The organism is Methylobacterium sp. 190mf (genome assembly GCF_900107945.1).
Taxonomy (GTDB): Bacteria; Pseudomonadota; Alphaproteobacteria; order Rhizobiales; family Beijerinckiaceae; genus Methylobacterium.
The window spans coordinates 211329-234960 of sequence record NZ_FNVI01000009.1 but is presented as its reverse complement, the minus strand read 5'-3'; the positions used below and the strand labels follow the sequence as shown (position 1 = coordinate 234960).

Genomic DNA, 23632 nt, shown 5'->3' with positions numbered 1-23632 from the left:
CCCGACGGTGAGGCCATGCTCGTCCTGCAACCGGGCGCGCATCTCCTCCAGGGTGATATCAACTTTCTCGTCGATCAGCGTACGCAGGAACGTCTCGTACGGGTCGAGCTTGGAGCGGCGGGCACGCCCCTGCGGCCGGGCGGCCACCGTCCCAGTCGCGGCGAGCGCCGCCATCCAGCGGATTGCGGTTGCTTGGCCGACCCCGAAGCGGGCGGCCGCCTGACGGCGCGAGGTCGCCGCAGCCGCGGTCACCACCCGCTCGCGCAGGTCCAAGCTGTAGGGGCGGCCCATGCTTCACTCCGGCTGTCGACCGGCCTAGTGAATCAGTCTCCCAGCGCCGCGTGAACCCCACCAAGCCGACTCAGCCCAAACCGAAAACGCTCTAGCGCTTCTGCGTGTTCGGCGCCGATTGCAGCTCCATCTTGGTGGAGTCGGGTTTCGTCGGCGTGTTGTTCTGCGCCTGCTTGTCGTCGCAGGCGGCGAGGCCGAGCAGCAGAAGAGCGGCGAGTGAGATGCGGGTGCGTGCCGACATGGATCCTCCCTGTAGCGTGTGAGGGCGCGGAGATCCTGTTTGGCGATATCGCCAAACAGGATCTCCGCGCCGCTCGCTGCGCGACGCGGTCCCGTCAGCGGCCGCCGGCCGGCGGCTTGGAGCCGGATCCGGCATCGTTCGGGCCGGTGCTGTTCGTCGTACCGGAGCGGCTCATCGAGCCGGTCGACGGGCCACTCCCGGCGGCGCCGGGTGTCGAGCCGGACCCCGCGTCGCTCGGGCCGGTGCTGTTGGCCGTGCCCGACCGGCTGGTCGCGCTGCCGGCATTCTCGGCTGCCGTGGCGGGAATCGCGGCCGCGAGGAGGGCGGCGATGGCGAGACTCGTGACCTTCATGGCGGATCTCCCTCTCGGTCCGGCAATCGCTCTCGCGGAGCCGTTACCGGTCGTGCGGGCAACCCCGCGCCACCGCCGCTGTTCCGACCGCGTCGCCGACCGGCCGGCACGGGTCCCGGATCACGATGCTTCCGGTGGCGCGTCCTCCCGGACCGCAGCCGGGGTGGCGGCGCGCGCCTGCTCGTCGGGCATCCGGTAGCCGCGATCCCAGGTGGCCCAGGATTCCGAATCCGCCGGATAGGGGTTGGCGGTGATCGGATCGCCGCGGTCGCGGGCGTGGCGCCCCTCGTCGCTGATCGCGGCGGGTGAACGGGTCGACGGTGTCATCGGCGCTTCTCCGGCACTCACATCCCCGGGTCCGGAACCTCGGCGGTCAGCCCGGGCGTTGCATCATCTACCGGACGCTCGCGCGAATGTTCCCCGCCTGGGTTGGTGCTCAGCGGCCGGTGTACCCGCGCGCCGCCGCCGCCGCCTTCAGGCGCTCGAACGCCGTCGCGTAGCGCTCGCGCAGGAACGCGGCGTTGGGCGGGATCCGGGTCGGGCAGAGGTTGTCCTCGGTATCGGACATCTTGATCAGCAGCGCGGCGAGGTTGCCGGCCGCGATCAGGGTGGTGATCCGCTCGGAATACGCGATCCGACTCTGCGGCTTCGTGAGAAGCGTCACCGTCTCGACGATGTCGGCCTCGAAGCCGGCGGCGCGGAGGTCCGCCGCCGTACGCGGCGTGTCCTCCAGCACATCGTGCAGGAGCGCCGCCTGCATGACTCGCATCGGGTCGATGTCGAGCCCGTCGATGAGTCGGGCGTGACCGGCCCGGGTCTGGGCGGCGTTCGCAACGCGTTCCAGGTGCCGCATGCACGGCTCGCCGCCCTTGTCGAGCTGACCCGCATGCGCCGTGAGGGCGAAGGTATGGGCATCGAAAATCGTCGGCACGCGACCGGCTCTCCAGATCGACCGGCCCGGATCGGCGCCGCACCGGCTTCCCGTTGCGGGAAGTCGGGTCCCCGCCGCGGCGTTCCCGCAGGATCGCCTGCCGCGCGGCGCCCCGTCGCCCGGTGCCGTCCCGGGGCGGGACTACCTCATTTCGTGGATGCGCAGTCTTCGCGCTCGATTCAAAAGTTCACGTTGGCAACACTATTGCTCAGCTCCCGTGGAATCGCCATCTGTTGTTCCATAATCGGACAAGCGGCGAGTCGCGCTTCAGGATCGAGACCATGACGTCCGGAACACTCGAGAAGCCGCTGGATGTCGGCGGGCCGCTGAGCCGCAGGGCGGCGGCGCTGGCCAACGTCCGCTGGTTCCGCGCGCTGGCGTGGCGCGCCCTGCGCGACGGCGGCCCGCGGGCCGAGCTGCGCGCGTCCAACGCGCGGGCCGCGGCGCGGATCGTGCTGCGCCAGGCCAAGCGGGAGGCCCTCGTCGCCCGCCTGGCGCGACAGGCCCTCGACGCCTCCGTCTGAGTGCGGGGCGCCGGGTCGGCCGGGCGCTGGGCCCGGCCGCGGCGGTGTGCCTCAGCGCTTGAACTTGCCCTCGTACTTAAACTCCGGCGCCGCCTTCAGCTGGTCCTTGCTGGCGCCGATGATGGCCTTCCACTTCTTCGCGTCGGCGTCGTAGCCCAGCGCGATCGAGCTCGGCGAGACCGCGACGTAGCGCTCGCCCAGGCCGAGGAAGCCGCCCACCGAGACGATGTAACCGGCCAGCTTCCCGTGATCGATCACGAGGTCCTTGATCTCGCCGACCGTGTTGTTCTGCGCGTCGGTCACGTTGAGACCGATGAGGTTGTAGCTGAGCACCGCGTCCTGCGGCACGGTCTCGAATTTGGGCGCGACCGTCTGCGGCGCCTCGTTGGCGGCGAGCGCGGGCCCGGCGAGGGCGGCGGCGGCGAAGGCGGCGATGACGAGGCGGCGCATGGTGTACTCCAGTGGCCCGGTATGGGTGGTCTGAAATGGCCGCCTCGGGCGCATCGTTCCGCGACTGCACGGAAATGTTAATGCGCGGAACATGGAACCTTCGGCCGGCGCACGACCCGCGCGGCGACACCCCTCACGAGGCTCCGACGCGGTGAACGGGGTGGCCAACTGTATCGAAGATCGACCGGGACAGATTGCCCGGCCGCGCCCCCACCGTTCCTGGCCGACCGCGCCCCGGCACGGCATGCCGGGACCCGCACGTATCGGGAGGGGACAGCCGTGGCGGGGGGAGTGATCGAGACGACGCGCGGACCGGCGACCGGCGCCTGGGTGGACGGCCTCATCGGCGTCGCGATCTTCAGCGCGTCGCTGGTCGCGACGCGCCTCGCGCTGACCGGCATGGACGCCCTGTTCCTCAGCGCGGCCCGGGCGGCGCTCGCCGGCCTCGCCGGCGCGGCCGCCCTGCTGGCGCTCCGGCAGGCGCGCCCGCGGCGCACCGATCTCCCGGCGCTCGCCATCGTGGCCGCGGGCGTCGTGGTCGGCTTCCCGCTCCTCACCGCCCTGGCCCTGCGCACGGTCGGCGCCGCGCACGGCACCGTCTTCGTCGGCCTGCTGCCCCTCGCCACCGCCCTGTTCGGCGCGCTGCGCTCCGGCGAGCGACCGTCACCGGTCTTCTGGCTGCTCTCGATCACCGGCGCGCTGGTCACGGTCGGCTTCGCCGCGCGGGGGCTCGACGGTCCGCCGGGTCCCGGCGACGCCTTCATGCTGGCCGCGATCCTGCTCTGCGGACTCGGCTACGCCGAGGGCGGCGTCCTGGCCCGCCGGTTGGGCGGCTGGCAGGTGATCGCCTGGGCCACCGTCCTGTCGCTGCCCGTGAGCCTGCCCCTCGCGCTGCTGCTCCGGCCGGCCGAGCTGGCGGCGATCCCGCTGCCGGCCTGGGCGGGACTCGGCTACGTCGCGCTGTTCAGCATGCTCATCGGCTTCGTGTTCTGGTACCGCGCCCTGGCGCGCGGCGGCATCGCGTCGGTCGGCCAGCTGCAGCTGCTGCAGCCGTTCCTGGGCCTCGGCGTGGCCGCGCTGGTCCTCGGCGAGCACATCGAGCCCGCCATGATCGCCGCCGCCCTGGCCGTGGCCGCCTGCGTGGCGCTGGCGCGGCGCTTCGCCTGAGAACGACGCCGAGCCGTCGGCCCGGGAGCGTCAGCCGGACTTCGCCACGACCTCGATGTCGCGGTCGAGCCCGCTCTCGACCTTGAACTCCCGGGTGTAGACCTGCCCGTCGTGGCGGGCGATCAGCACGTAGTCGCCCTCCGCCAGGGTGACCTGCGGGAAGGCGCCGATCGCCTCGCGGATCGTGTCGCCGCCGGGGGTGAGGACCGAGAAGGCGGTGCCCGCGAAGGCCTCGGCGCCGGGGGCGGCGACGAGCTTCAGGGTCACCGTCGCGGCGCGATGGTTGAGTGTCGCCTCCGTGACCTTGCCGTTCTCGACGCGCAGGTCCGCGCGCTGGATCGCGTTCGATTCTCCGTAGGTCGAGACGACGTGGTACGTGCCCTCCGGCAGGCGCAGCAGCTCGCCGGTCTTGATGCCGGCGCGCACGAGCCGGCCCTCGGAATTGGTCCCGACCGGGACGAAGACCGAGAACATCACCTGACCGGGCGGGATCTTCTGATCGCCCACCGCACCCGCGAGCTTCAGGGCGCCGGCGGCCACCCGCAGCGTGTCGGTCGTCGGCTGCCCGCCCATCACGATCCGCTTCGAGGCGCTGGCGAAGCCGTAGGTCACGGTCGCCACGTAGGCGCCCGGCGCGAGGGTGAAATGCGGCTCGGCCTCGGTCGAGCGGGCGACGATCGACGGCCGCGTGCCGTCGCCGCGATCCTCGTAGATCCGCCACGCGAGCCCCTGGCGCAGGGCCGTGCCCGGTCCCGACAGGAGCGCCGACAGGGACAGCTGCGCGTCCGGCTCGGCCGGGGGCAGGGACGGCGGCAGGTTCGGGGTCGTGATCGACGGCGAGGGCAGGGCGCCGCCGAGCCGGTTCTGGAACGGGTCCTGCTGCGCGAGCGCGGCCGGCGGGCCGGCGGCGAGCATCGCCAGCGCGGTCGCTGCAAGCCTCATGCGCATCGGTCGGCCCTTCTCTGCTCGTCTCGCCGGTCGCGACACCGGATCGTCCGGGCCTGCCTCTGACTCCCGACCGTGGCGGCGGCAAGGCCGCTCTTCCACCGGCGGCCCGCGCATGCCACATCCCGGTCGGGACGCGATACCGGGACGGAGCGCATGACCGCCACCCTCGATCTCCTGAAGACCCGACGCTCGGTGCCGCCGGCGCTGCTGGACGAGCCCGGGCCCGACAGGGCGCAGCTGGAATCCATCCTGACGGCCGCCTCGCGGGTGCCCGACCACGGCAAGCTCGCGCCCTGGCGCTTCATCGTCATCGCCGGCGAGGCCCGGGCGAAGGTTGGCGAGGTCATCGCGGCGACCTTCGCGGCCGACAATCCCGACGCGGCGCCCGAGCGGCTCGCGCAGGAACGCGCCCGCCTGACCCACGCGCCGGTCGTCGTCGCGGTGGTCTCGCGGGCGGGCCCGCACGTGAAGATCCCGGACTGGGAGCAGGTGCTCTCCGCCGGTGCCGCCACCATGAACCTCGTGATCGCCGCGAACGCCGCCGGCTTCGCCACGTCGTGGCTGACCGAGTGGTGCGCCTACGACCGCCGCGTGCTCGACGCCCTCGGCCTCGCGCCCACCGAGAAGCTCGCCGGCTTCGTCCATATCGGCCGGGCGCGCGAGGTGCCCTCCGACCGGCCGCGGCCGGCCCTCGACGAGATCGTCACCTACCTCTGAAGGGACCGGCCGTGCACTACGACCTCGACCTGCCGCGCGAGTCGCGCGCCCTCCCGCACAACCCGCTGAAGGCCATCGTCGCGCCGCGACCGATCGGCTGGATCAGCGCCATGAACCGCGCGGGCGCGCTCAACCTCGCGCCCTACTCGTTCTTCAACGCCGTGGCCGACAACATGGTCGCGTTCTCCTCCTCGGGCCGGAAGGACGCGATGACCTTCGCCGAGGAGGGCCGGGAGTTCGTCTGCAGTCTCGCCACCTGGGACCTGCGCGACGGGATGAACGATTCCTCGGCGCCGCTGCCGCGCGGAACGAGCGAGTTCGCCTTCGCCAACCTGGAGACCGCGCCCTCGCAGAAGGTGCGGCCGCCGCGCGTGGCCGCCTCGCCGGCGGCCCTGGAGTGCCGGTGGCTCCAGACCGTGCCGCTGGTGCCCCTCTCGGGCGGGGAGGCGGAGAACTTCCTGGTGATCGGGCAGGTGGTGTCGATCTACGTCGACGAGCGGTACGTTGCGGACGGAATGGTCGATACGGCGGCGATGCACCCGATCATGCGCGGCGGGTACTTCGACTACTTCCACGCAACCGCCGACACGCGCTTCCAGATGCGCCGACCGAAGGGCGCGGGGGAGTTCACCGGGTCCTGAAACAGGAACCGGTCGCGCGCGGCCGATTGAGGACTTGTTTACCATAGCGGGCGCAGGTTCGGGCGGTCTCCAGCACCGTGCCCGCCCGGATGTTCCTGTTCACCACGCCGTCGAGCCCACCGGAGAGCCCGCCGCCCCAGGCGCGGGCGCTGCCGGGCACGCCCGCCTCCGGGCCGGTGGTCCAGGCCATCCGCGACGGGGCGACGGCGAGCGGCGTCGGCTTCGACTATCTCCTCGCCACGGCGCGGCGGGAATCCGCCCTCGATCCCGCCGCCAAGGCCGGCACCTCCTCGGCCACCGGCCTGTTCCAGTTCATCGAGCAGACCTGGCTCGGCGTGATGAAGAATGCCGGGCCGCGGCTCGGCCTGCAGGCGCAGGCCGACGCGATCACCCGGCAGTCGGACGGCACCTACACGGTTCCCGACGCGGGCCAGCGGCAGGCGATCCTCGACCTGCGCCGCGATCCCAAGATCTCCGCGACGCTGGCCGGCGCGCTGACCCAGCAGAACGCCGACGCCCTCACGGGCGCCCTCGGCCGCGAGCCGACCGCGGGCGATCTCTACGCGGCCCACGTGCTGGGCGCGAAGGGCGCGGCCGCTTTGATCTCGACCGCCCGCGCCTTCCCCGAGCGCGCCGCCGCCCTCGACCTGCCGGAGGCGGCCGGTGCCAACCGGGCGCTGTTCTACGACCGCGCCGGCCGGCCGCGGAGTGCTGCCGAACTCTATGCCAGCCTCTCGGCGGCGGCCCAGGGCGCCGCCGCCACCGACCTGACCGGCCTGCGCCAGGACGGCGCCGCGGCGCCGCAGGCCGTCTCGGCCTACGCCAGCGCGGCGACCGCGTTCGGCGGGACCTCGGACCTGCGCAGCCTGTTCCAGACGGACCAGCGCGGCGCGGCCTCCGACGCCGCGGCCCGTCTCTGGCAGGCGCGCAACAGCGCCGCGCCGCTGCAGCACGCGGCGCCGACCTATTTCCCGCGCTCCGACGCCGAGCCGCCACCGCGCGTCGCCGTCGCGGAGCCCGCCGTCACGGGTGCCATCACGGGTGCCGTCATGGGCGCAACGGCCGGACCGGCGGCGACGCCGCCGGGCGCCGCCCTCCTCAATCCGCCGCTGCCGCCCCGCCGACCCGCGGACCTCGCGGCCGCGGCGTCCATGTCCGGCAGCAGGACCAGCCTGTTCGCCCCCCGGAGCGGTCGATGATCATCCGCGACTTTCTGGCCTGGACGCAGGACGCCTCGGCCGAGCGCCGGGCCGAGGCGACCGCGACGCTGGCCCGGACCTACCTCTACGGCGACCTGGGCGCCGACGCGGCCTGGGAGGCCAAGACCGCGCTGCTCGCGCTCCTCGACGACCCGTCGCCGCTGGTGCGCCGGGCGCTCGCCGAGACCTGCGCGGCCTCGGCGCGGGCGCCGCGCCCGCTGGTCGTCGCTCTGTCCTCCGACGTTCCCGAGGTGGCGCGGCCGGTGCTCGCCCGCTCGCCGGTCCTCACCGACGCCGACCTCGTGGACGCGGCCGCCCTCGGCGACGAGGCCACCCGCGCGGTGATCGCCGCCCGGCACCACCTCTCGCACGCGGTCGCGGGCGCCCTGGCGGAGATCGGCGAGACCGACACGCTGGTCGTACTCGCGGCCAATCCGACGGCGAAGATCACCGCGGGCCGGATGCTGCGCATGATCGAGCGCCGCGGCGACGAGGCCGCCCTGCGCGAGGCGCTCCTCGCCCGCGCCGACCTGCCGCCGGAGGTGCGCCACGCCCTCGGGATCGCGGTGGCGCGGGCGCTCACCGGCTTCGTCACCGACCGCGCCTGGCTCGGCGCCGAGCGCTTGGACCGGATGAGCCGCGAGGCCGGCGAGCGCGTCGCGCTCGAGGCCTGCGAGGGCTTCGGCGCGGCCGCCGTGACGCGGCTGGTGACGCACCTGCGCGCGACCCGGCAGCTGACCGCGGGCCTGATCCTGCGCGCCGTGCTCTCGGGCCGGACGGACTTCGCGCTCGCCGCCCTGGCCGACCTGTCGGGGCAGGATCATGCCGGAGTCGCCCGGGCCATGCGCGACCCGCGCCTGTTCGCGGACCTGCACGACCGCGCCGGGCTGCCCGAAGCGCTCCTGCCGGCGATGCAGGCGGCGCTCTCCGCCTGGCAGGAACTCGCCCGCGCGGCGGCCCCGGTCCGGGGCACCGGCCTGTCGCGGCGCCTCATCGAATCCGCCATCGGAGCCTGCGGCGACCTGTCGGATCCGGAGATGCACCCGGTCATCACGCTGCTCAACCGCTACGAGGCCGAGGCGGCCCGCGACGAGGCGCGCGAGGTGGCCCGCGCCATCGCCGCCCAGGCACTGGCGCGCGAGACCGCCCGCCGGGAGGCCGAGGCCGCCGACGCCGCGTGGCGCGCCGCCCTGGAGAGCCAGCGCCGGACCGCCTTCGCGGAGGAGAGCGATACGGCGACCCCGGTCGTCGTGGCGATCGCCGACGCCGCGGACGGCCCTGCCGAGGCCGAGCCGGTCAACCCGGTGGGCGCGATCCTCGACGCGCTGCCCGAGCAGATCCTGGCCTGGTACCGGCCCGAGGAGGTCGACCCGGAGGTCCAGGCCGCGACCGACCTCGTGCTCGACGGTCTGGGCGACAGCATCCTCGATCATTTCCGCGCCAGCCGGGACCCCGCCGGGCCGGAGCCGGCCGCGAGCGAGGATAAGCCGGAGCGCATCGCCGCCTGATCGCCGCCTGGATCCGCCAAGGCTCGGCGCTCGGGGGAGCGATGGCACCGGACATCTCCCGATATCGCCGGGTGCCGGGGGAGGAGCCGCGCTACGTCCTGGCGGAGGCGCGGACGCTGATCGCGGAGCGCGCCTACCTGTTCAGCCTCTACGCGGTCGACGTGGTCGCCTCCGACGGGCTGACCGGCCGACACGTTCTCGCCGTGCCGGTCGCGATCAGCGCGGTCTCGATCACGGTGGGCCTCGTCCTGACCGAAGCGGATTCCCGCAGGGCCGAGGCGGGCGATCTCGCGGGCGTCGCGTCCCTCGCCCAGGCCGTGCAGGGCGGATACCGGCGCTTCCGAACCTTCCCGGCGAACGAGCTCGGGCGTTTCGTGCTTTGACGGCTCAGATCCGAGGCGGGCGCCCGGACCTGAACTCAGTTCGGCGGCCGATAGGCCTCCGGCGGCAGGTCGCGGAAGAAGGTCTCGCCGGGGGCCTGCCCCGGCGCCGGCTTCGGTGCGATCCCACTGCCGCTCCCCTCGGTGATGTAGCGCTGGCCGCCCGGCTCCGTCAGCACCGGTGCGGGGGTCTGGGGGGTCGGCGGCACGATGTAGCGCTTCTGATCCGGCGCCCCGGCGCTCGGGGACGATGCCGGCGGCGCGACGGGCGGCGCCGCGGGTGGTGCGACGGGCGACGCCACGGGCACCTGCGGCGGTGACGCGGCCGGCGTCCGCACCGGCGGAACCTCGTCTCGGCGTGCCTCGGCCGCGGGCGGCCGGCTCGGGCGGCGGACGGCGGCCCGCGGCGCGACCCGACGCGGCGGGACACGCGCGACAACCGGCGGGGGGCGGATGCCGGGCAGGGCGATCCTGAGGCCCTCCACCGCCCGCACGAGGTCGCCGAGGCTGGCCTCGGCGGTGCGGCACAGCCGGATCCGCAGGGAGATCGCGCGGCGCGCGAGCGGCTCCGCCTGGAACAGAGCGGGCGGCTGCCCGCCGGCGGACGCGACGCCGCGTCCGCCCTCGATCCACTGCCACGCGTAGAGGCAGTCGGCGCCGAGCGCGATGCCCACCGGGCCGTAGGCGTTCCGCAGCGGCGGCCGCACCGTCATCGCCTGCCCGGGAAACCGGACGGCGATCTCCCCCGCGATCCCGAACTCGCTGGGCTTGGCCAGCCGCGGCGGGAAGGCGAGGAGCAGGTCGGCGGTCTCCCGGCGCAGGGCGATCTCGGCGTGGTTGCGACCGTCGCCGCCGGCATAGCGCAGCCGCTGGTCGAACCCGTCGCGCTCGCGCGTCTCGATCACCGCGGTCAGCGTCCCGGCGCCGGGCAGGGTCAGGACCGGGACCGTCTGCGCCCGCGCGACGGCGGGCAGCAGGAGACACGCCAGGGCGCAGAGCCGGGCCGTACGGATCGCCGCGCGCCTCACGGGGTGGTCCGCTCGGTCGTGGCGGAGGTGTCGTAGGCCGAGCGCGCGGGCAGCTGGAACCGCTTCGCCTCGGAATTCTCGGGTCGCCCGCGCTCGGCCTGCTGGTCCTGCCACAGGGTCCCGGCGGCGGGCGGCGACAGGAATTCGGGCTTGTCGACGCCGCGATAGTCCGGGAGCAGGGCGTAGCCGAACCGCTCATAAGGCATCGGGCCCGCGCCGGGCACGCGCCGGGCCACCAGGGGCGGCGCCGGGGTCGCGGGCTCGCGGGCGTAGGTCCCCGCGGGAACGGGTTCGGCCAGGACCCGCACGAGCCCCGGCGGCGGGTAGCGGAGCGCGTTCTCCATGGAGACCGCCAGGGGAAACTCGTTGCGCTGTACGGCGAGGGGCTTGGCGTCCGCGCCGGCCGGCGGCAGGTCCGGCCGCGGCACCCGGTTGATCGGCGGCGTCTCGACCCGCGCCGCGGGCGCGGCGTGCCGCCCGGGTGCGGGCCCGGCGGCGGCGGGCACGGGGTCGCAGGGCAGCGGCGACCCGCCGGCATTCTCGCGGAACAGCAGGTCGACCACCTTCGCGAAGAGGCCGTCGTAGCGGTTCACGACCTCGAGGTACGGACGCTGCCGCTTCAGACGCTGCAGCGTGAGGGCGTAGCCGAAGACGGTCCCCTCGCTCGGCATCCAGGCGACGGCCCGCTGGAACCACTCCAGCGCCGTGTCGAACTGGCAGGAATTGTAGGCGTACCACGCCAGCCCCTGGGCGCCTTCGCCCGAGGTGGAGGCCGTCACGACCTGGGCGTAGCGGGCGATGCGCGCGGGCTCGATCGCGGGCGGGCGGGGCAGCGTCAGCTTCTGCTCCAGGATGTCGATGTAGAGCAGCTCGTTGCCCACGAACTTGTCGCGCCACGCGTAGGCGACCTCCTCGGCCTCGCGCGCCATGTCGAGCTGGCGCAGGGTCAGGGCGAGCCCGTGGGCGACCATCGCGTCGCCGCCCCGGGCGATCGCCTGCTTGAACCATTCGAGCGCCTCCCGGAACTGGCGGCGCTTGTAGGCGTACCAGCCGAGGAGGCTCGTCTGGGTGGGATCGCCGCTCTTGCGGGCGACGGCCTGGAAGGCCGCGAGATCGGCGGGGGTCGGGGTCTCGGCGCTCTCCTCGTGCAGGAAGGCCGCGATCCGGGCACGGGTGATGTCGAGGCGGATCGCGTCGAATTCCGAGGCCCCGTTCGCGCCCCGGTGCCCCATCTCGATCAGGCGCTCCGCCTGCGCCATGCGCAGATGCGCCATCGCCTTCTGGATGGTGGCGAGGCGCACGCCGGAATCGGCGTTGCCGTCGAGGATCGACTTGTAGAGCTCGAAGGCCTCGTCGCCCGAGCCGGTATCGCCCAGGGCGTCGGCGACCATCCAGATGCTTTGGACGTCGAGCGGATCGAGGGCGCCGGAATCGGCGCGGTAGAGGTCGATGATCGCGTCGGCGTCCTTGCCGGTGAGCGCCGTGATCCGGGACCGGAACTCGGCCCGGCGGAGCTTGCGCGCGAGCTCCTCGGAGGGCTGCCACGCGGGGTCGATCGACCTGCGCGCGACGATCGCCGCGCGGAGGTCGTCGAACCGCCCCGCGGTGAAGAGGTCCCACAGGGGCGCCTCTTCGGGCGGGCTCGGCTGCAGCGCGTTGAGGTCCGGCGGCTCGTTCCAGCCGGGATAGAGCCGCTTCAGGCGGGCGATCTCGGCCTTCATCCGAGTCGTCTGCTTCTGGGCCGCGTAGTAGCGCAGCGCGCTCTCGTCGACCATGTCGGTCGTGCGCGACGTGGCCGGGTCGGCCAGGATCGCCGGCGCGCGCGGGCCGTCGCCGTAGACGATGCGGGGCTCGGACCGTGTCGGCGCGGCGGGAGACTGCGGCGCGGGACCGGGTCGCGCGTCGACCTGCGCGGCGGCCGGCGCGGTGGACAGCGCCAGCATCAGGAGGCAGGGCGCGGCCGGTCGCAGGCGTGCCGGCGGACGACCGGTCAGGACTTCAGGCATGACGGGTAACGCATGCGGGCCGCGGTCAGGGCGAGGAGGCTCAGAGTGGCCGGGTAGTAGTTCTGGTTGCCGATGTCGCCGCGCGCATCCTCGGGGAAGGGCGTCCCGTCGAGGGCGCAGGCCACCAGGGCCGGGAGCCCCATGTAGCCGGCCTCGGTGAGCCACTCGACCTTCCGCCCGTCGCCGGTGTCGACGATCGGCAGCCGTTCCCGATCGGCGCCCGACCACAGGGCCTGGAACGGCGCGAGGTCGTCGGGCCGCACCAGTCCCGCCCAGACGAGGTAGAGCGGGATCCGGATGGCGTTGTAGGAGAACAGCGGCGGGAAGCCGGTCGCTGGACGCGGCGCCTCCTTGGCGGAGATCCACTCGGTGGGCAGGTTGCTCGGACCGAAGCGCGACTGCCGCAGCAGGGCGAGGCCGCTGCGCGTCAGGGCCGCCCAGTCGTATTCCGGCGCGACGAGGGCGAGGCGCGGGAAGGCGGGGAAGATCCAGTAGGAGAGGTTGATCAGCGGACCGTCCGGGCGCTCCCGCGCCGAGAAGCCCGAGACCGCCGGCAGCAGCAGCGCCCCGTGCGGGTCCCGGAACAGGATGGTCTTGCGCCCGAACTCGATGGCGATCCGGCGCGCGGCGGTCCGGTAGCTCGGCTCGTTCCAGGCCTCGGCCGCCTCGGTGAGCGCCCAGGCGATCAGGATGTCGCCGTCGGTGGCGTTGTTCATGTCGCTGACCGCCGGACGCTTGTCGGGTGACCAGCGCCACGCCAGCAACTCGTCGCCGCGGACCATCAAATTGGCCCGGGTCCAGCCCCAGATCCGCTCGAAGCTGACCCGATCACCGGCCGCCACGGCGAGCAGCATGCCGTAGCCCTGGCCCTCGCTGTGGCTGATCTGACCGTTCGCGGTGTCGACCACGCGCCCCTGGTCGGTGATGAACCGCGCGCGGTAGGCCCGCCACGCGGCGTCGTTGCCGAGCTTGCCGGCGAGCCCCTGAATCGCGGTCCGGGGCGCCTGCGCGGGCTGCGTGCCCGGCTGCGCGGTACTCGGAGGCACGGCGGGCTCGTCCTGGGGCGAGGCGGCCGCCGCGGGCAGGATCGCCGCGGCGAGGAAAGCTGCGGCGAGGGGGGTGCGGGCGCGGCGACTCATGGATTCTTCCTGCCGACGTTGCGCACGAGGCTCGTGGTGGCCAGGCCGAGGCAGAGAGCCATCGCGAGGGTCATGCCCACGTAGTATTCCGTGTTGATCGACAGCCAAGCCGCGGACACGAGGCGCAGGTTCGGCAGAGATCGCGGCTGCGTCTCGACGATCTCGATCCGCTCGGGCCGGGACGTCACCAGCGTGCCGTTCGACGCGTCGAGGAAGGCGGCGCTGCCGCCGAGCCTCGCCCAGACCACCGGGTCGACGAGGCAGGAGACGGACGCCTTCAGCAGCGACGCGTTCGGCGCGGTCACGATCACGGTGTTGCTCGCCTGGACCGGGGGTCCCTCGGCGATGAGCAGCGAGGCCGTGGCCGGAACCTCGACCGTCTCGTCCGGCTTCACCTGCGCCGTGATCGTCTGGCGCAGGGAGTGCACCGTGCCGGTGATCTCGTTCCAGACGCTGTCCAGGGCCGCCCAGATCTGGCGCGAGCCGCGTGTCGACGCCTCCCAGCGGTCGATGAGCTCACGGTCCGACGCGGAGCCCGGCGAGGGGGCCGGGGCCTTGGTCGGGGAGGGCCCGGCGCTCGTCTCGCCCTGGGACGGCGGCGCCTGCTGGGCCGGGGCGGGCTGCGCCGGGCGCACCTGCGGGATCAGGGTCGGCAGGGCGCAACGCATCGGGAGGTTGCGGCGCAGCCGATCGAGGGTGAGCACGCCCTCGGGACCGAACTGGCCCGGGGTGGCGACCATGTCGGCGCGGCCTTCCCAGACCCGCTGGACCTGCTGCGGATCGAAACCGACCGATTCCAGGAGCGCCGGGTCGAGGGCGCGGGCGGGCGCGACCACGAGCTGGCTCGTGTCGGACACGACCTGCTGCTGGGTCACGACCTCGAAATCGATGACGCGCTCGGCCGCCATCGCCAGTCGGGCGGCGAGGGTCGCGGCGGCGTCGGCGCTGTCGCGGTCGGGCGTCGGCAGCACGAGGCGCGCGCGCTGCCCCGGGACGACGAACGGTACGGCGCCCCCCTTGATCGCCGCGAGGTCGGGGCTGCGCGCCGCCCGGGCGAAATGCGGGATCTCGATCCGCGAGCGGTCGAGGAACAGGAAGCGCGCCTGCTTGGCCGCCGGGCTGAGGGTGTCACAGACCTGGTCGGCGGCGTTCGGCAGCTGCGCCGAGATCTCGACGTGGTTCACCCCCGGGCGCCAGAGGCTGAAGGGCAGGGGAATCGCGCTGTCGTCGAACACCTCACCGCGCCCGTCGGGCAGCGGGACGCTGGCCGCGTTGCGCCCGTTGATGTCGATGACGATGCGGGCCTCCGAGGAGAGCCCGGCCACGTAGGCCCCGGCCAGGTGGAGCATCACCTTGCCGTAATCGGCCGGGACGAAATCCCCGGGAAAGCGGAGGGCGAAGCCGACATGGAGCAGGCGCCCCGAGAACTCGCGGGACGTCACGCCGAGGCGGTCGAGCGTCAGATTCTCGCCGCCGTGCACCATGTAGCCGCGGAACAGCTGGACCGCCTTGAGCCCGCCCGGCGTCCCGTTGTCGGGTGGGACGGCGAGGTTGGTGATGGCCTGACGGACGTCCTCGTCGCGGGTTCCGGTGACGACCAGGGTCGGCGGTGTGTTCGGCCGCGCCGGCAGGATGGCGAGGCGGGGCCCGCTGATCGGCCCGAGTTCGGGAACGCCTTCGATGCCGGCGATCTCGGAGGCTGTACCGACGACGAGGTTGATGCCGTTTCGGCCCTGCAGTGGAGGGCCGAAGGTCACCGTCGGACGGGCGACCCGTCCCACGAGGGCGAGGGCCTGCACTGCCTCGATCATGCGCTCCAGGCGAGCGAGGTTCGGGCGCTCGTTCAGGATGACCTGGATCGGCAGGGCGCCGCTCTCGTCCGGCTCCGCGGCGGCGAGAGACCGGACGTCCATGTCGGTCGCCGGCGGGACCACGAGGCCGGATCGCGACGGATCGATCTGCGTCCACAATTCGTAGGTCGCCCCGACCGAGCAGTCGACGCGATGGCGCTGGCTGGCGGTGAAGGTGACGGCGTTGTAGCCGGGCTTCAGCACGCCGTCGCCGATGGCGAACTCCACCACCTTCACGGCACCGGGCGCCTGGATGCGGGTCCAGCCGACCTTCGTCCCGTTGACGAAGGCAGCGAGTTCGGAACTCTCCGGCGCCACCGAGATCGCCGACAGGTAGGAGAGGCGCAGCCGTGCCGGTCCCCGCGTCTGCGCCTCGGTGAGGTAGACGGGGTAGCGTAGGGAATCCTCTTCCCCGGTCAGGCGGAAGCCGCGCGGGCCGGACGGAAGCCGGCGCGCCGGCGCGATGGTCGCCTGGATCGCCGCGCGCGGCACCGTCTGAGGCGCGGCGGTCCGGGGCGGCTCGTACGGGCGCGCGGTCGGCCGCGTCTCCGTCGCCGACGCGTCCGGCCGGCGCGCGGGGCCCGACCCGTCCTCGGACGGCGCGCGCAGGGCGTTGCCGCTCGGCGGGACCGTCAGCCGTTCCGCCGGCCCCGAGCCCAGGAAGCTCTGGGCCAGGGCAGGAACGCTCGTGAGACCGAGCAGCAGTCCCAGCACGGGGAGGCGGAGCCGAGCACCCATCGCCGTCACGCCGCGCTCGTGCGCCGGCCGCGAAGCTCGGCCAGGGTGCGCTCGTTCTCGTAATCCATCATCAGGCGGACCCAGTCGTCCCCGCTCTCGATGTCGGTGGGTTTGGCGGTCGCGGGCAGCGACGGCGCCGCAACGGGGGCCGCCGGTGCCGGGACGGACGGCACCGGAGCCGGCGCCGGTGCCGCGGCGGCGTCGTGCGGTGCGTCGTAGATCGGCGCCTCCTCGATCTCGACGGGCCTGGGGCGTCGGCTCGCGAGAAGATAGCGGAGCGCGCGGAACGGCTCGACCAGGCCCCACCACGCGAATTGCAGCGTGCCGGTCGGAATGTCCTTGTGCCGCCGCCGCCGGAGCTGGAAGCGCCGCATCGCCTCAGCGTCCCCGTACATGAGTCCCGCGAGCGCCGGGTAGTCGCGGATGGCCAGCGTGCCGAAGTTCACCCGCATGACGAGTTCCTGTCCGTCGCGCGTCGCTTGGTCCAGGTGCACCGGCAGCGGCGCGGTCCGGCGCGCGCCGGCCGTCGGCTCGACGCTGAGCGTCCCCCGCAGCGGCGGGCGCGTGAGCCCCGGATCGAGGGCGCCGCCGAGGAGGCGCAGGGTGCAGGCTTCGGCGGAGACGCGCTCGATCGAGACGTCGACGCTGTGGCCGGCGACCGTGAGGACGCCCTGGCGATCGATCGCCAGGGAGGGCGTGCGCTCGAGCTGGCGCCGCTCGGCGCAGACCCCGAGGGACGCGCCCGCGGTGAGCAGGTTGAAGAAGTTCCACAGTCCGACCACCAGCATGAGGTTGGTCACGCCGGGCTCGTACAGGTAGCGCCACGCCGCGACGGCGCAGCCGAGCATCAGGAGCAGGTAGATCAGGAAGAACGGAAGGGCGAGCGACGAGATGTGGTCGTGGTCGAGGGTCGCCCCCTTGTTGGTGACGTTGAAGGTCGGCTTGCGGGGCGACGCGATGACAGAGACGATTGCCTTGGCCAGGTAGACGCCCTGGATGTACTCGTAGAGTTCCGACACGAACGGCCATCGGAACTTGCCGTAGATGTAGTTCTGGATCATCAAGTTGATGATGATGTAGGTCAGCGTGTAGGCGATCGACTCGTCCACGCTGGCCACGAAGATCTTCAGGTCGAAGAAGATGTGCAGCAGCGGCGCGAACATGAAGATCAGCCGCGGGATCGGGAAGAACCAGAAGGTCATGCTGGAGAGATAGGCGATCTTCTGGATGGGCTTGAGGCCCTTCTGGAAGGCCGGGTTCTTCAGCAGCAGGATTTGGAACATCCCCTGGCACCAGCGGGAGCGCTGGCCGATGAAGTCCGCCAGTGTGTCGGGCTGCAGGCCGGCGATCAGCGGCTTGTCGACGTAGGCGCTGTTCCAGTTGCGCGAGTGCAGCTCGAAGGCGGTCTCGCAATCCTCCGTGATGGTGATGCCCGAGAAGCCGCCGGCCTCGTCGAGGGCGGTGCGGCGCAGAAGGGCCGCCGAGCCGCAGAAGAACGAGCCGTTCCACTTGTCGAGGCCGCGCTGCGTGACCGCGTAGAACATCTCGTTCTCCGAGGGCATGCGCTCGAAGGTCCGCAGATTGCGCTCGACCGGGTCGGGGTTGAGGAACGCGTGTGGCGTCTGCACGAGGAACAGGCGCGGATCCTGCGCGAAATAGCCGACGGTCTCGGTCAGGAACGAGCGGAACGGGACGTGGTCGGCGTCCAGCACCGCCACGAGGTCCCCCCGGGCATGGGCGAGACCGTTGTTGAGGTTGCCCGCCTTCGCGTGCTCGTTCCGGGCGCGGGTGAGGTAGCGGGCGCCGAGCTCGTCGCAGAGCGCCTGCAGCTCGCCCCGACGGGCGCGCGCCGCCGCGGCCTTGGCCGGGTCGGCATCGCTGCACTTCTGGTCGGTACCGCCGTCGTCGAGCAACCACACCGTGAGCTTCTCGGGCGGGTAGTTCAGCTGTCGCGCCGCCGCCAGGGTCATGGCGAGGATCGCGGCATCCTCGTTGTAGCTCGGGACGAACACGTCGACCGTGGGCAGGTCGGCGGCCGGGGCAGCCGGCGGTGGGTCGCGCCGCAGCGGGTCCGCGTTGATGATCAGGCTGACGAACAGGATGAAGACGCAGTAGAGCTCGGCCACCAGCAGGATCAGGCCGAAGCCGAAGCTGACCGGGTCGCCCGGCGAGGGCAGCGTGTTGGTGAGCCGCCACAGGATGTAGCGCAGCACCACGAGGCTGCCGAGCGCCATGAAGACGAACCGCGTGCGCGGCCCGTCGAGCACGGCCCACAGCACGATCATCACCGCCATGGCGGCGAGGCTCATGGCGAGCTGGGCCTGCGTCCCGACCGGCTGGCTGAGCAGGGCGAGGCTGGCGACTGTCGCCCCAACCCAGGCCAGCCAACGCAACGCCTGCCTCACGCTACAGCCTCCCGGGCCAAAAATCCCTCGGATCGAGGTGCAACGGCTCTACCGCCGGGTTTGTACAGCGACGATGGTCAATGAACAAACCCATTCGTAATATCCAGCCCACTCCACTTCGCCGGAAATTACAGTTAACTTAGGAATGCAAGCAACCCAGATGATGCCCGGCGCGGCGAAGTCGATCGGGCTGCGAGAGCGGGATCGGGACGCGCCGTTGCGCCGAATACATTAATATTCCGTTCTAAAGCTTCGCTATAACCGGCTTCGGTGCGGGGCAGGCGACGCAGAGCGCCACGGATAGTCGGAACGACCCGCCCGGCGGACCGCGCCCGCGTCGGGGGGCACGGCCGGGTTGCGCCGCGGGCCTTAATCGACCCTTAACGAAAATCGCGCCTCGCTCGGCACCGACCCCCGGGCGTACGGATGACCGCGAAGCCGCTGCAGATCTCCCTCGGATTGCTCAACGCTCTGCAGGTGGCGATCGCCGCGGCGGCGGGGTTCGCGGCCGCCGTCCTGATCGTCGTCCCGGCCGCGCGGCCCGGACCCGCGGCGTCCCCGCAGGAGATGGTCGGTTCGGCCTCGCGCGCCTACGTCGCCGCCCTCGCGGCGCGGCTGCGGCAGACCGTGGTCGACGCGCGCAGCGCCGCCCTGATGCTCCGCGACGACGAGGGCCTGCTCTCCGCCGACCAGCGCGCCGCGCGCCTGCGCGGGTGGCTCGACCTCAACCCGGTCTACCGGGACGCCGTCCTCGTCGCGCCCGACGGTACCGTGCTGGCGGCCCGGGACGAGCGCCGCGTCGGCAGCAGCGTCGCGCGGCAGACGTGGTTCCTGCGCGGCCGCGCGGCCGGGGTCATCGTGGTCAGCGACGGGGCGGAGGCCGACTCGCCGTTCGGGACCGCCGTGGCGCTGGGCGAGCGCGGTCAGGACGGCCTGCTGCGCCTCGACGCCGACCCGAGCTATCTCACCAAGGTCGAGGAGGAGGTGCGGCGCGCCGCGGCGCTGCCCGACACCCTCGGCTTCCTCGTCGCCACCCCGGACAGCCGGGTCCTGTCGGGGGCCCCGAGCCCGTTCCGGACGACGGCCGTCTCGGCCACGACGCCGATGCGTCTCGCGGCCGAGATCGGCTCGCCGGGATGGCTGGTGACGGCGCAGGCCGTGCCCTCCGGCGCGGCGCTCGCCGCGTCACCGGACTGGCGGATGCTGGGCGTCGGGCTCGCCCTGATCCTCTGTGCGGCGGCGCTCGGCTTCGTCGCGGGAGAGCGGCTGACGCGACCGCTGCGCCGCCTCCTGAGGGGTGAGAGCGAGACCGCCGGCGAGACCGAAGCGCCCCGCACTTGGATCGGCGAGTTCGCGGCGCTCTCGGACGTCTTCGCGGGGCATCGCCGCAGTGCCGGGCTGCAGATGGCCGGCGCCGGGTCCGAGGTCGCGCGCCTCAAGGCGCGGCTGACAACCTTCGAGGCGGTCTCCGGCTGGGCCTGCTGCGAGATCGATCCGGATACCGGCCGGACCCTGCTGGATTCGCGGAGCGCGGCCGGCGACGACGGGGCCCCCGTCGCCGCCCCGTTCGCCGCCTGCTTCGTCGCCGAGGACCGGCCCGTGCTCGACCGGGCGCGCGACGCCGCCCTCGCGGCCGACGGCCCGCACGACGTGACTCTGCACCTCCGCGACTGGCCGGAGCAGCAGGTCCAGGTAAGGCTGCTGTGCCTCGCCGATGCCAGGGGCGACCGGCGGCTCTTCGCCCTGATGCGGAAGCTGCCGGGCGGCGAGGGGGCGACCCTGCCGCGGCCCGTCGAGCCGCGTCGCAACCTCGTCCTGCGGCGGGTGACCGACGGCATCGTCCACGAGTTCAACGACGTTTTGACCGTCGTCCTGACGAATCTCACGCTGCTGGCGCGGCGCCACACCCTCGGGGACGACCAGGAACGGCTGGTCGGGCGGGCGACGGCCGGCGCGCGCCGGGGCGCGGCGCTCACCCGCCGGATGCTGCACCTCGTGCGCGGCGACGAGACCGGCATCACCCTCGCCGAGACCGACCTCGCCACCACCTTCGAGGGCTACCTGCCGTTCCTGGCCGCGAACGCCCTCGGCGAGATGCCGGTCCTCAACCGCATCCCCGCCGGGTTGCCGCCCGTCCTGTGCAGCGAGCGCGTGCTGGAGCTGCTGCTCCTCAACCTGGCCTTCCATATTCGAGACGCCGGCCTCGCCGGCTTCGCCATCGCGGCCGTCGAGGGCACCCCCGAGGACATGGGCGCCGCGGCGGAAGTTGCGGCCTACGTGCGCGTGCTCGTCAGCAGCGGTCGCCGACCCGAGGCCGCGCCGCTGCCGACGGCAGCAGGCCCGACCCTCGCGGCAGCCGCGGCGCTCGTGACCGAGACCGGCGGCCACTGGCGCCTGATCCGCGACGGCACCGGCGCCGAGCCGTTCCTGGCCGAGTTCTGGCTGCCCGCCGCGCCCCCGGCCGTCGCCACGCTCCCTCCGATCCGCGCGGCGGGGCTGAAGATCCTGCTCGTGGAGAGCGACGGCCTCGTGCGGGCCAGCGTCGCAGAGGTGCTCGCCGATCTCGGCCACGCGGTGGTCCAGGCCGCCTCCGGGGCGCACGCCCTCGAGATCCTCGCCCGCGACGCCGCCTTCGACGCGATGATCGTCGATCAATCGATGCCGGTGATGGCGGGCCTCCAGCTCGCCGCCACCGTGGTCGAGCGGTACCCGCAGATTCGGGTCATCCTCGCCAGCCCACACGGCCAGCTGCCGCGCTCCGCCGACACCTTCCTGCGGATCGACAAGCCTTTCCGCAACGAGGACCTGCAGGTCGTCCTCGACGCCGCGGTCCGCGCGCGCGCGGCCTGATCGCCGCGCGTCCCGCCCGACGCAGCGACCGCGTGGTTCTCGCGCTCGCTCTCCGCGCAGACGCCCTGATCGAAACTCAGTCCTTCCAAAAGTGAATGTTAACTATTGTCGACGAGTGTTGGTTAAAGCGTAAATCGTACCTTAACGGAGCTTTCGAATATGGGCGGGACTGCGGAATCAGCTGCCCGACGTCCTCGCACTCCGTACACGACCGTTCTGGCCCTCTCGTGCGCCTGCGCGGCGGCCTCCGCCACGCAGGCCGCCGCCGCCGACCTCCCGGCGCGCAGCGCCGGCGCCGACTGGTACACGGGCGCCTCGCAGCAGGCGGTCGACGACAGCTGGGCCGTCGCGGTCGACGGATCCACCAGCGTCACGTCGAACAGCTCGGCCTTCGGCTCCGTGACGGTGACCGCCGCGCCGAACGGCTCACCCACCCGGGACGGCCTGCGGGTCCGCGTGGACGCCATCGGTGGCACCTACTCGTATCCCGGCCGGTCCGTCGCGACGCGGGTCACCGGCTACCAGCAGGAAGGCGCCCTGCAGGCGGGTTACGAGTGGGTCTGGAAGGACGCGGCCCTCGCAGGATTCATCGGCTTCAACGTCCGCAGCAACCAGCTGTCGATTCCCGATCCGGGCAACCCGGTCGTCGGTACGGGCGTCGGGCTGAAGGTCGCGGGCAATTTCTACGCGACGCCGACCGACCGGACCATGGTCTCGGCCTACGGCTCGTACTCGACGAAGTTCAACGCCTACTACTCGCGCCTGCGCGTCGGCTACATGCTCGCCGACGGCGTCTATATCGGACCCGAGGCGTTGTTCCTCGGCGACGACTTCTTCCGCCAGTACCGGATCGGCGCCCACCTGACCGGCGTCCGCTTCGGACCCGTCCAGATGTCGGTGGCCGCCGGCTACGTCCGGGATCGGGTGCAGGGCTCCGGGTACTATTCCAGCATCGAGGCGCGCTCGACCTTCTAGGGTACGGCGCGGGCTGTCCAACCGGACCCGCGGCCCGCGGCGGAGCCCGGGCGGACCGGAGACGCTAGCGGGACGTCGTCAGCAGCCGGCCGGGCCGCAGCGGGTCCCAGACGCCTTCGAAGACGGGCTGCATCGCGTCGTTGAGCGACTGCACCTGGGACACCGGCGACGGGGCCACTTTTGGCTGAATGCCGACGACGGTGGCCGACACGCCGAGGAGACCGATCAGGCAGAGGCCGGCGATCGCCCAGCGCGGCGCACCCCAGGTGTGGAGCACGCCGGCCAGCGTGACGAAGATGGCAAATAGGCCGATAAACTGATGCATTAGACACCTCTCAGCGGTGTCTAGAGCGAGAATAGAGCCAATGACTCTGTTCCATAACGGAACACAAGTTACCAACAGCGTGGATACTGGAGGCTCATTCCCGGACTCGGGCGTGGACCCTCGCAGGTCGCCGACACCCTCTGTGCCGCAAGGATCGGCCAGGCAGCGCCGATGGGCTTCCGACGGGCGTGGCGGCTGCGTGCGGCATGTGCCTGAACCCGCTCGGGTCGCTTCCGACCGATGTGCGATGGTTCGATTAGGACGGCGGTTCCCGGTCGAGAACCGGCGCCATCCCCCTCTCGCGCGGGAGAGGGGGCCCGCGCCTCCCGCGGCACGGGCTCGGCCCTGGCCTCCGTGCCGACTTAATCGCGCACGGCGCTCGCGGCCCCGCGATCCAGTCGACGTGAAGCCGACGGCGGCACGCGGCGATCCGTGTCAGAGACGGCTGACGAGGAAACCGAGACCGAAGCCGACGAGACCGGCCACGATCAGGGAGGCGTGCGGCCACTCGACGGATTTCTGATGACCTTCCCAGGCGACGTGGCGGCTCCGGTCGTAGGCCTCGGCGGCGTGGTCCGAGACCTCGTCGGCCGCGTGCCGCACGGCGTCCTTGGCTTGGCCGTAGAGATTCTCGGCGGTGCCCTGCGCCTCCCGGAGACGCCCCTCGAGCGCGTGACGGTCCGAGTCGACGGCGTCGCCGACCGCGCCCTGCACCTTCCCGCCGAACGCGCGCGCGGCGCCCGTGACCCTGTCCGTGTCGACCATGACCATGTTCTCCGAATGTGTCGCGGCAAGGTGCCGAAGTCGCGGCGGTCGGACCCCGATCCCTCCGTGGCGACTGGGGCAACAGCGATCTGCGCCGGGCGTTCCCCGGCTCCGTGGCGGAGTCCGGTCGAAACGATCGTGGGCGGTCGACGAATGCCCCGTCCTGCCCGCCGGTACCGCGTTCGACACGTGCGCTCCTTGA

22 protein-coding genes and 1 pseudogene are annotated in these 23632 nt (G+C 72.7%); 9 read left to right on the top strand and 14 right to left on the bottom strand.

Translation table 11 applies throughout. The features are described 5' to 3' along the window. The 5 genes and pseudogenes from C4T42_RS13385 to C4T42_RS13370 all read right to left on the bottom strand — a co-directional run. Positions 1 to 291: pseudogene (locus C4T42_RS13385) on the bottom strand (IS630 family transposase); the annotation flags it as partial. A gap of 91 nt (positions 292 to 382) precedes the next feature. Further along, positions 383 to 532 (bottom strand): hypothetical protein, encoded by a 150-nt coding sequence (locus C4T42_RS31950; protein ID WP_181049164.1) that lies wholly within the window; start codon positions 530 to 532, stop codon positions 383 to 385. A gap of 94 nt (positions 533 to 626) precedes the next feature. Then, complete coding sequence (locus C4T42_RS13380) at positions 627 to 884, bottom strand: hypothetical protein (protein WP_020091627.1); 258 nt, start codon at positions 882 to 884, stop codon at positions 627 to 629. A gap of 120 nt (positions 885 to 1004) precedes the next feature. Beyond that, positions 1005 to 1211 (bottom strand): hypothetical protein, encoded by a 207-nt coding sequence (locus C4T42_RS13375; protein WP_020091628.1) that lies wholly within the window; start codon positions 1209 to 1211, stop codon positions 1005 to 1007. 109 nt (positions 1212 to 1320) lie between these two features. Further along, positions 1321 to 1815, bottom strand: coding sequence for an HD domain-containing protein (locus C4T42_RS13370; RefSeq protein WP_020091629.1), 495 nt, complete (start codon positions 1813 to 1815; stop codon positions 1321 to 1323). A gap of 281 nt (positions 1816 to 2096) precedes the next feature. Between C4T42_RS13370 and C4T42_RS13365 the strand changes: the two genes are divergently transcribed. Further along, positions 2097 to 2339: a hypothetical protein gene (locus tag C4T42_RS13365; RefSeq protein WP_020091630.1), complete on the top strand. Its 243-nt coding sequence runs from the start codon at positions 2097 to 2099 to the stop codon at positions 2337 to 2339. A gap of 51 nt (positions 2340 to 2390) precedes the next feature. Here C4T42_RS13365 and C4T42_RS13360 read toward each other — a convergent pair whose 3' ends face one another. Further along, on the bottom strand, positions 2391 to 2789 hold the full coding sequence (locus C4T42_RS13360; RefSeq protein WP_020091631.1) for a PRC-barrel domain-containing protein: 399 nt from the start codon (positions 2787 to 2789) through the stop codon (positions 2391 to 2393). A 279-nt stretch (positions 2790 to 3068) separates the two neighbouring features. On the opposite strand from C4T42_RS13360, the gene C4T42_RS13355 reads away from it, so the two are divergent. After that, positions 3069 to 3956: a DMT family transporter gene (locus tag C4T42_RS13355; protein WP_103985209.1), complete on the top strand. Its 888-nt coding sequence runs from the start codon at positions 3069 to 3071 to the stop codon at positions 3954 to 3956. Positions 3957 to 3986: 30 nt separating this feature from the next. Here the strand turns inward: C4T42_RS13355 and C4T42_RS13350 are convergent, their stop codons facing one another. Next, the gene (locus tag C4T42_RS13350) at positions 3987 to 4904 is read right to left on the bottom strand and encodes a hypothetical protein (protein ID WP_026604700.1); all 918 of its coding nucleotides are present in this window, start codon (positions 4902 to 4904) and stop codon (positions 3987 to 3989) included. Between the two features lie 153 nt (positions 4905 to 5057). On the opposite strand from C4T42_RS13350, the gene C4T42_RS13345 reads away from it, so the two are divergent. The 5 genes from C4T42_RS13345 to C4T42_RS13325 all read left to right on the top strand — a co-directional run bounded on the left by C4T42_RS13345 (position 5058) and on the right by C4T42_RS13325 (position 9352). Continuing rightward, entirely contained in the window at positions 5058 to 5621 is a 564-nt protein-coding gene (locus tag C4T42_RS13345; protein ID WP_020091634.1) for a nitroreductase, read from the top strand. Positions 5622 to 5632: 11 nt separating this feature from the next. Then, positions 5633 to 6262: a flavin reductase family protein gene (locus tag C4T42_RS13340; protein ID WP_020091635.1), complete on the top strand. Its 630-nt coding sequence runs from the start codon at positions 5633 to 5635 to the stop codon at positions 6260 to 6262. 89 nt (positions 6263 to 6351) lie between these two features. Beyond that, positions 6352 to 7461, top strand: a complete 1110-nt coding sequence (locus tag C4T42_RS13335; protein WP_020091636.1) for a lytic transglycosylase — start codon at positions 6352 to 6354, stop codon at positions 7459 to 7461. Beyond that, entirely contained in the window at positions 7458 to 8969 is a 1512-nt protein-coding gene (locus tag C4T42_RS13330) for a DUF2336 domain-containing protein (RefSeq protein WP_020091637.1), read from the top strand. Before C4T42_RS13335 ends, C4T42_RS13330 begins: the two co-directional genes overlap by 4 nt. A gap of 41 nt (positions 8970 to 9010) precedes the next feature. After that, a complete protein-coding gene (locus C4T42_RS13325; RefSeq protein WP_081636443.1) occupies positions 9011 to 9352 on the top strand; it encodes a hypothetical protein in 342 nt (113 codons plus the stop codon). Positions 9353 to 9387: 35 nt separating this feature from the next. Here C4T42_RS13325 and bcsN read toward each other — a convergent pair whose 3' ends face one another. The 5 genes from bcsN to bcsA are packed head-to-tail and all read right to left on the bottom strand — an operon-like array spanning position 9388 to position 18515. Beyond that, complete coding sequence (gene bcsN, locus C4T42_RS13320; protein ID WP_103985208.1) at positions 9388 to 10377, bottom strand: cellulose biosynthesis protein BcsN; 990 nt, start codon at positions 10375 to 10377, stop codon at positions 9388 to 9390. Next, positions 10374 to 12383, bottom strand: a complete 2010-nt coding sequence (locus C4T42_RS13315; RefSeq protein ID WP_026604702.1) for a hypothetical protein — start codon at positions 12381 to 12383, stop codon at positions 10374 to 10376. Before C4T42_RS13315 ends, bcsN begins: the two co-directional genes overlap by 4 nt. After that, positions 12368 to 13522, bottom strand: a complete 1155-nt coding sequence (locus tag C4T42_RS13310; protein WP_020091639.1) for a glycosyl hydrolase family 8 — start codon at positions 13520 to 13522, stop codon at positions 12368 to 12370. The genes C4T42_RS13315 and C4T42_RS13310 overlap by 16 nt, the downstream gene beginning before the upstream one ends. Then, a complete protein-coding gene (locus tag C4T42_RS13305; RefSeq protein WP_043712205.1) occupies positions 13519 to 16110 on the bottom strand; it encodes a cellulose biosynthesis cyclic di-GMP-binding regulatory protein BcsB in 2592 nt (863 codons plus the stop codon). The genes C4T42_RS13310 and C4T42_RS13305 overlap by 4 nt, the downstream gene beginning before the upstream one ends. Before the next feature lie 5 nt (positions 16111 to 16115). Further along, entirely contained in the window at positions 16116 to 18515 is a 2400-nt protein-coding gene (gene bcsA / locus C4T42_RS13300; RefSeq protein ID WP_026604703.1) for a UDP-forming cellulose synthase catalytic subunit, read from the bottom strand. Between the two features lie 426 nt (positions 18516 to 18941). Between bcsA and C4T42_RS13295 the strand changes: the two genes are divergently transcribed. Continuing rightward, positions 18942 to 21365: a response regulator gene (locus C4T42_RS13295; protein ID WP_020091642.1), complete on the top strand. Its 2424-nt coding sequence runs from the start codon at positions 18942 to 18944 to the stop codon at positions 21363 to 21365. 159 nt (positions 21366 to 21524) lie between these two features. Further along, entirely contained in the window at positions 21525 to 22340 is an 816-nt protein-coding gene (gene bcsS / locus C4T42_RS13290) for a cellulose biosynthesis protein BcsS (protein ID WP_020091643.1), read from the top strand. Positions 22341 to 22404: 64 nt separating this feature from the next. Here bcsS and C4T42_RS13285 read toward each other — a convergent pair whose 3' ends face one another. Both C4T42_RS13285 and C4T42_RS13280 read right to left on the bottom strand, forming a co-directional pair. After that, positions 22405 to 22665 (bottom strand): hypothetical protein, encoded by a 261-nt coding sequence (locus tag C4T42_RS13285; RefSeq protein WP_020091644.1) that lies wholly within the window; start codon positions 22663 to 22665, stop codon positions 22405 to 22407. Between the two features lie 435 nt (positions 22666 to 23100). Beyond that, entirely contained in the window at positions 23101 to 23430 is a 330-nt protein-coding gene (locus C4T42_RS13280; RefSeq protein WP_026604704.1) for a CsbD family protein, read from the bottom strand. Between the last annotated feature and the right edge of the window lie 202 nt (positions 23431 to 23632).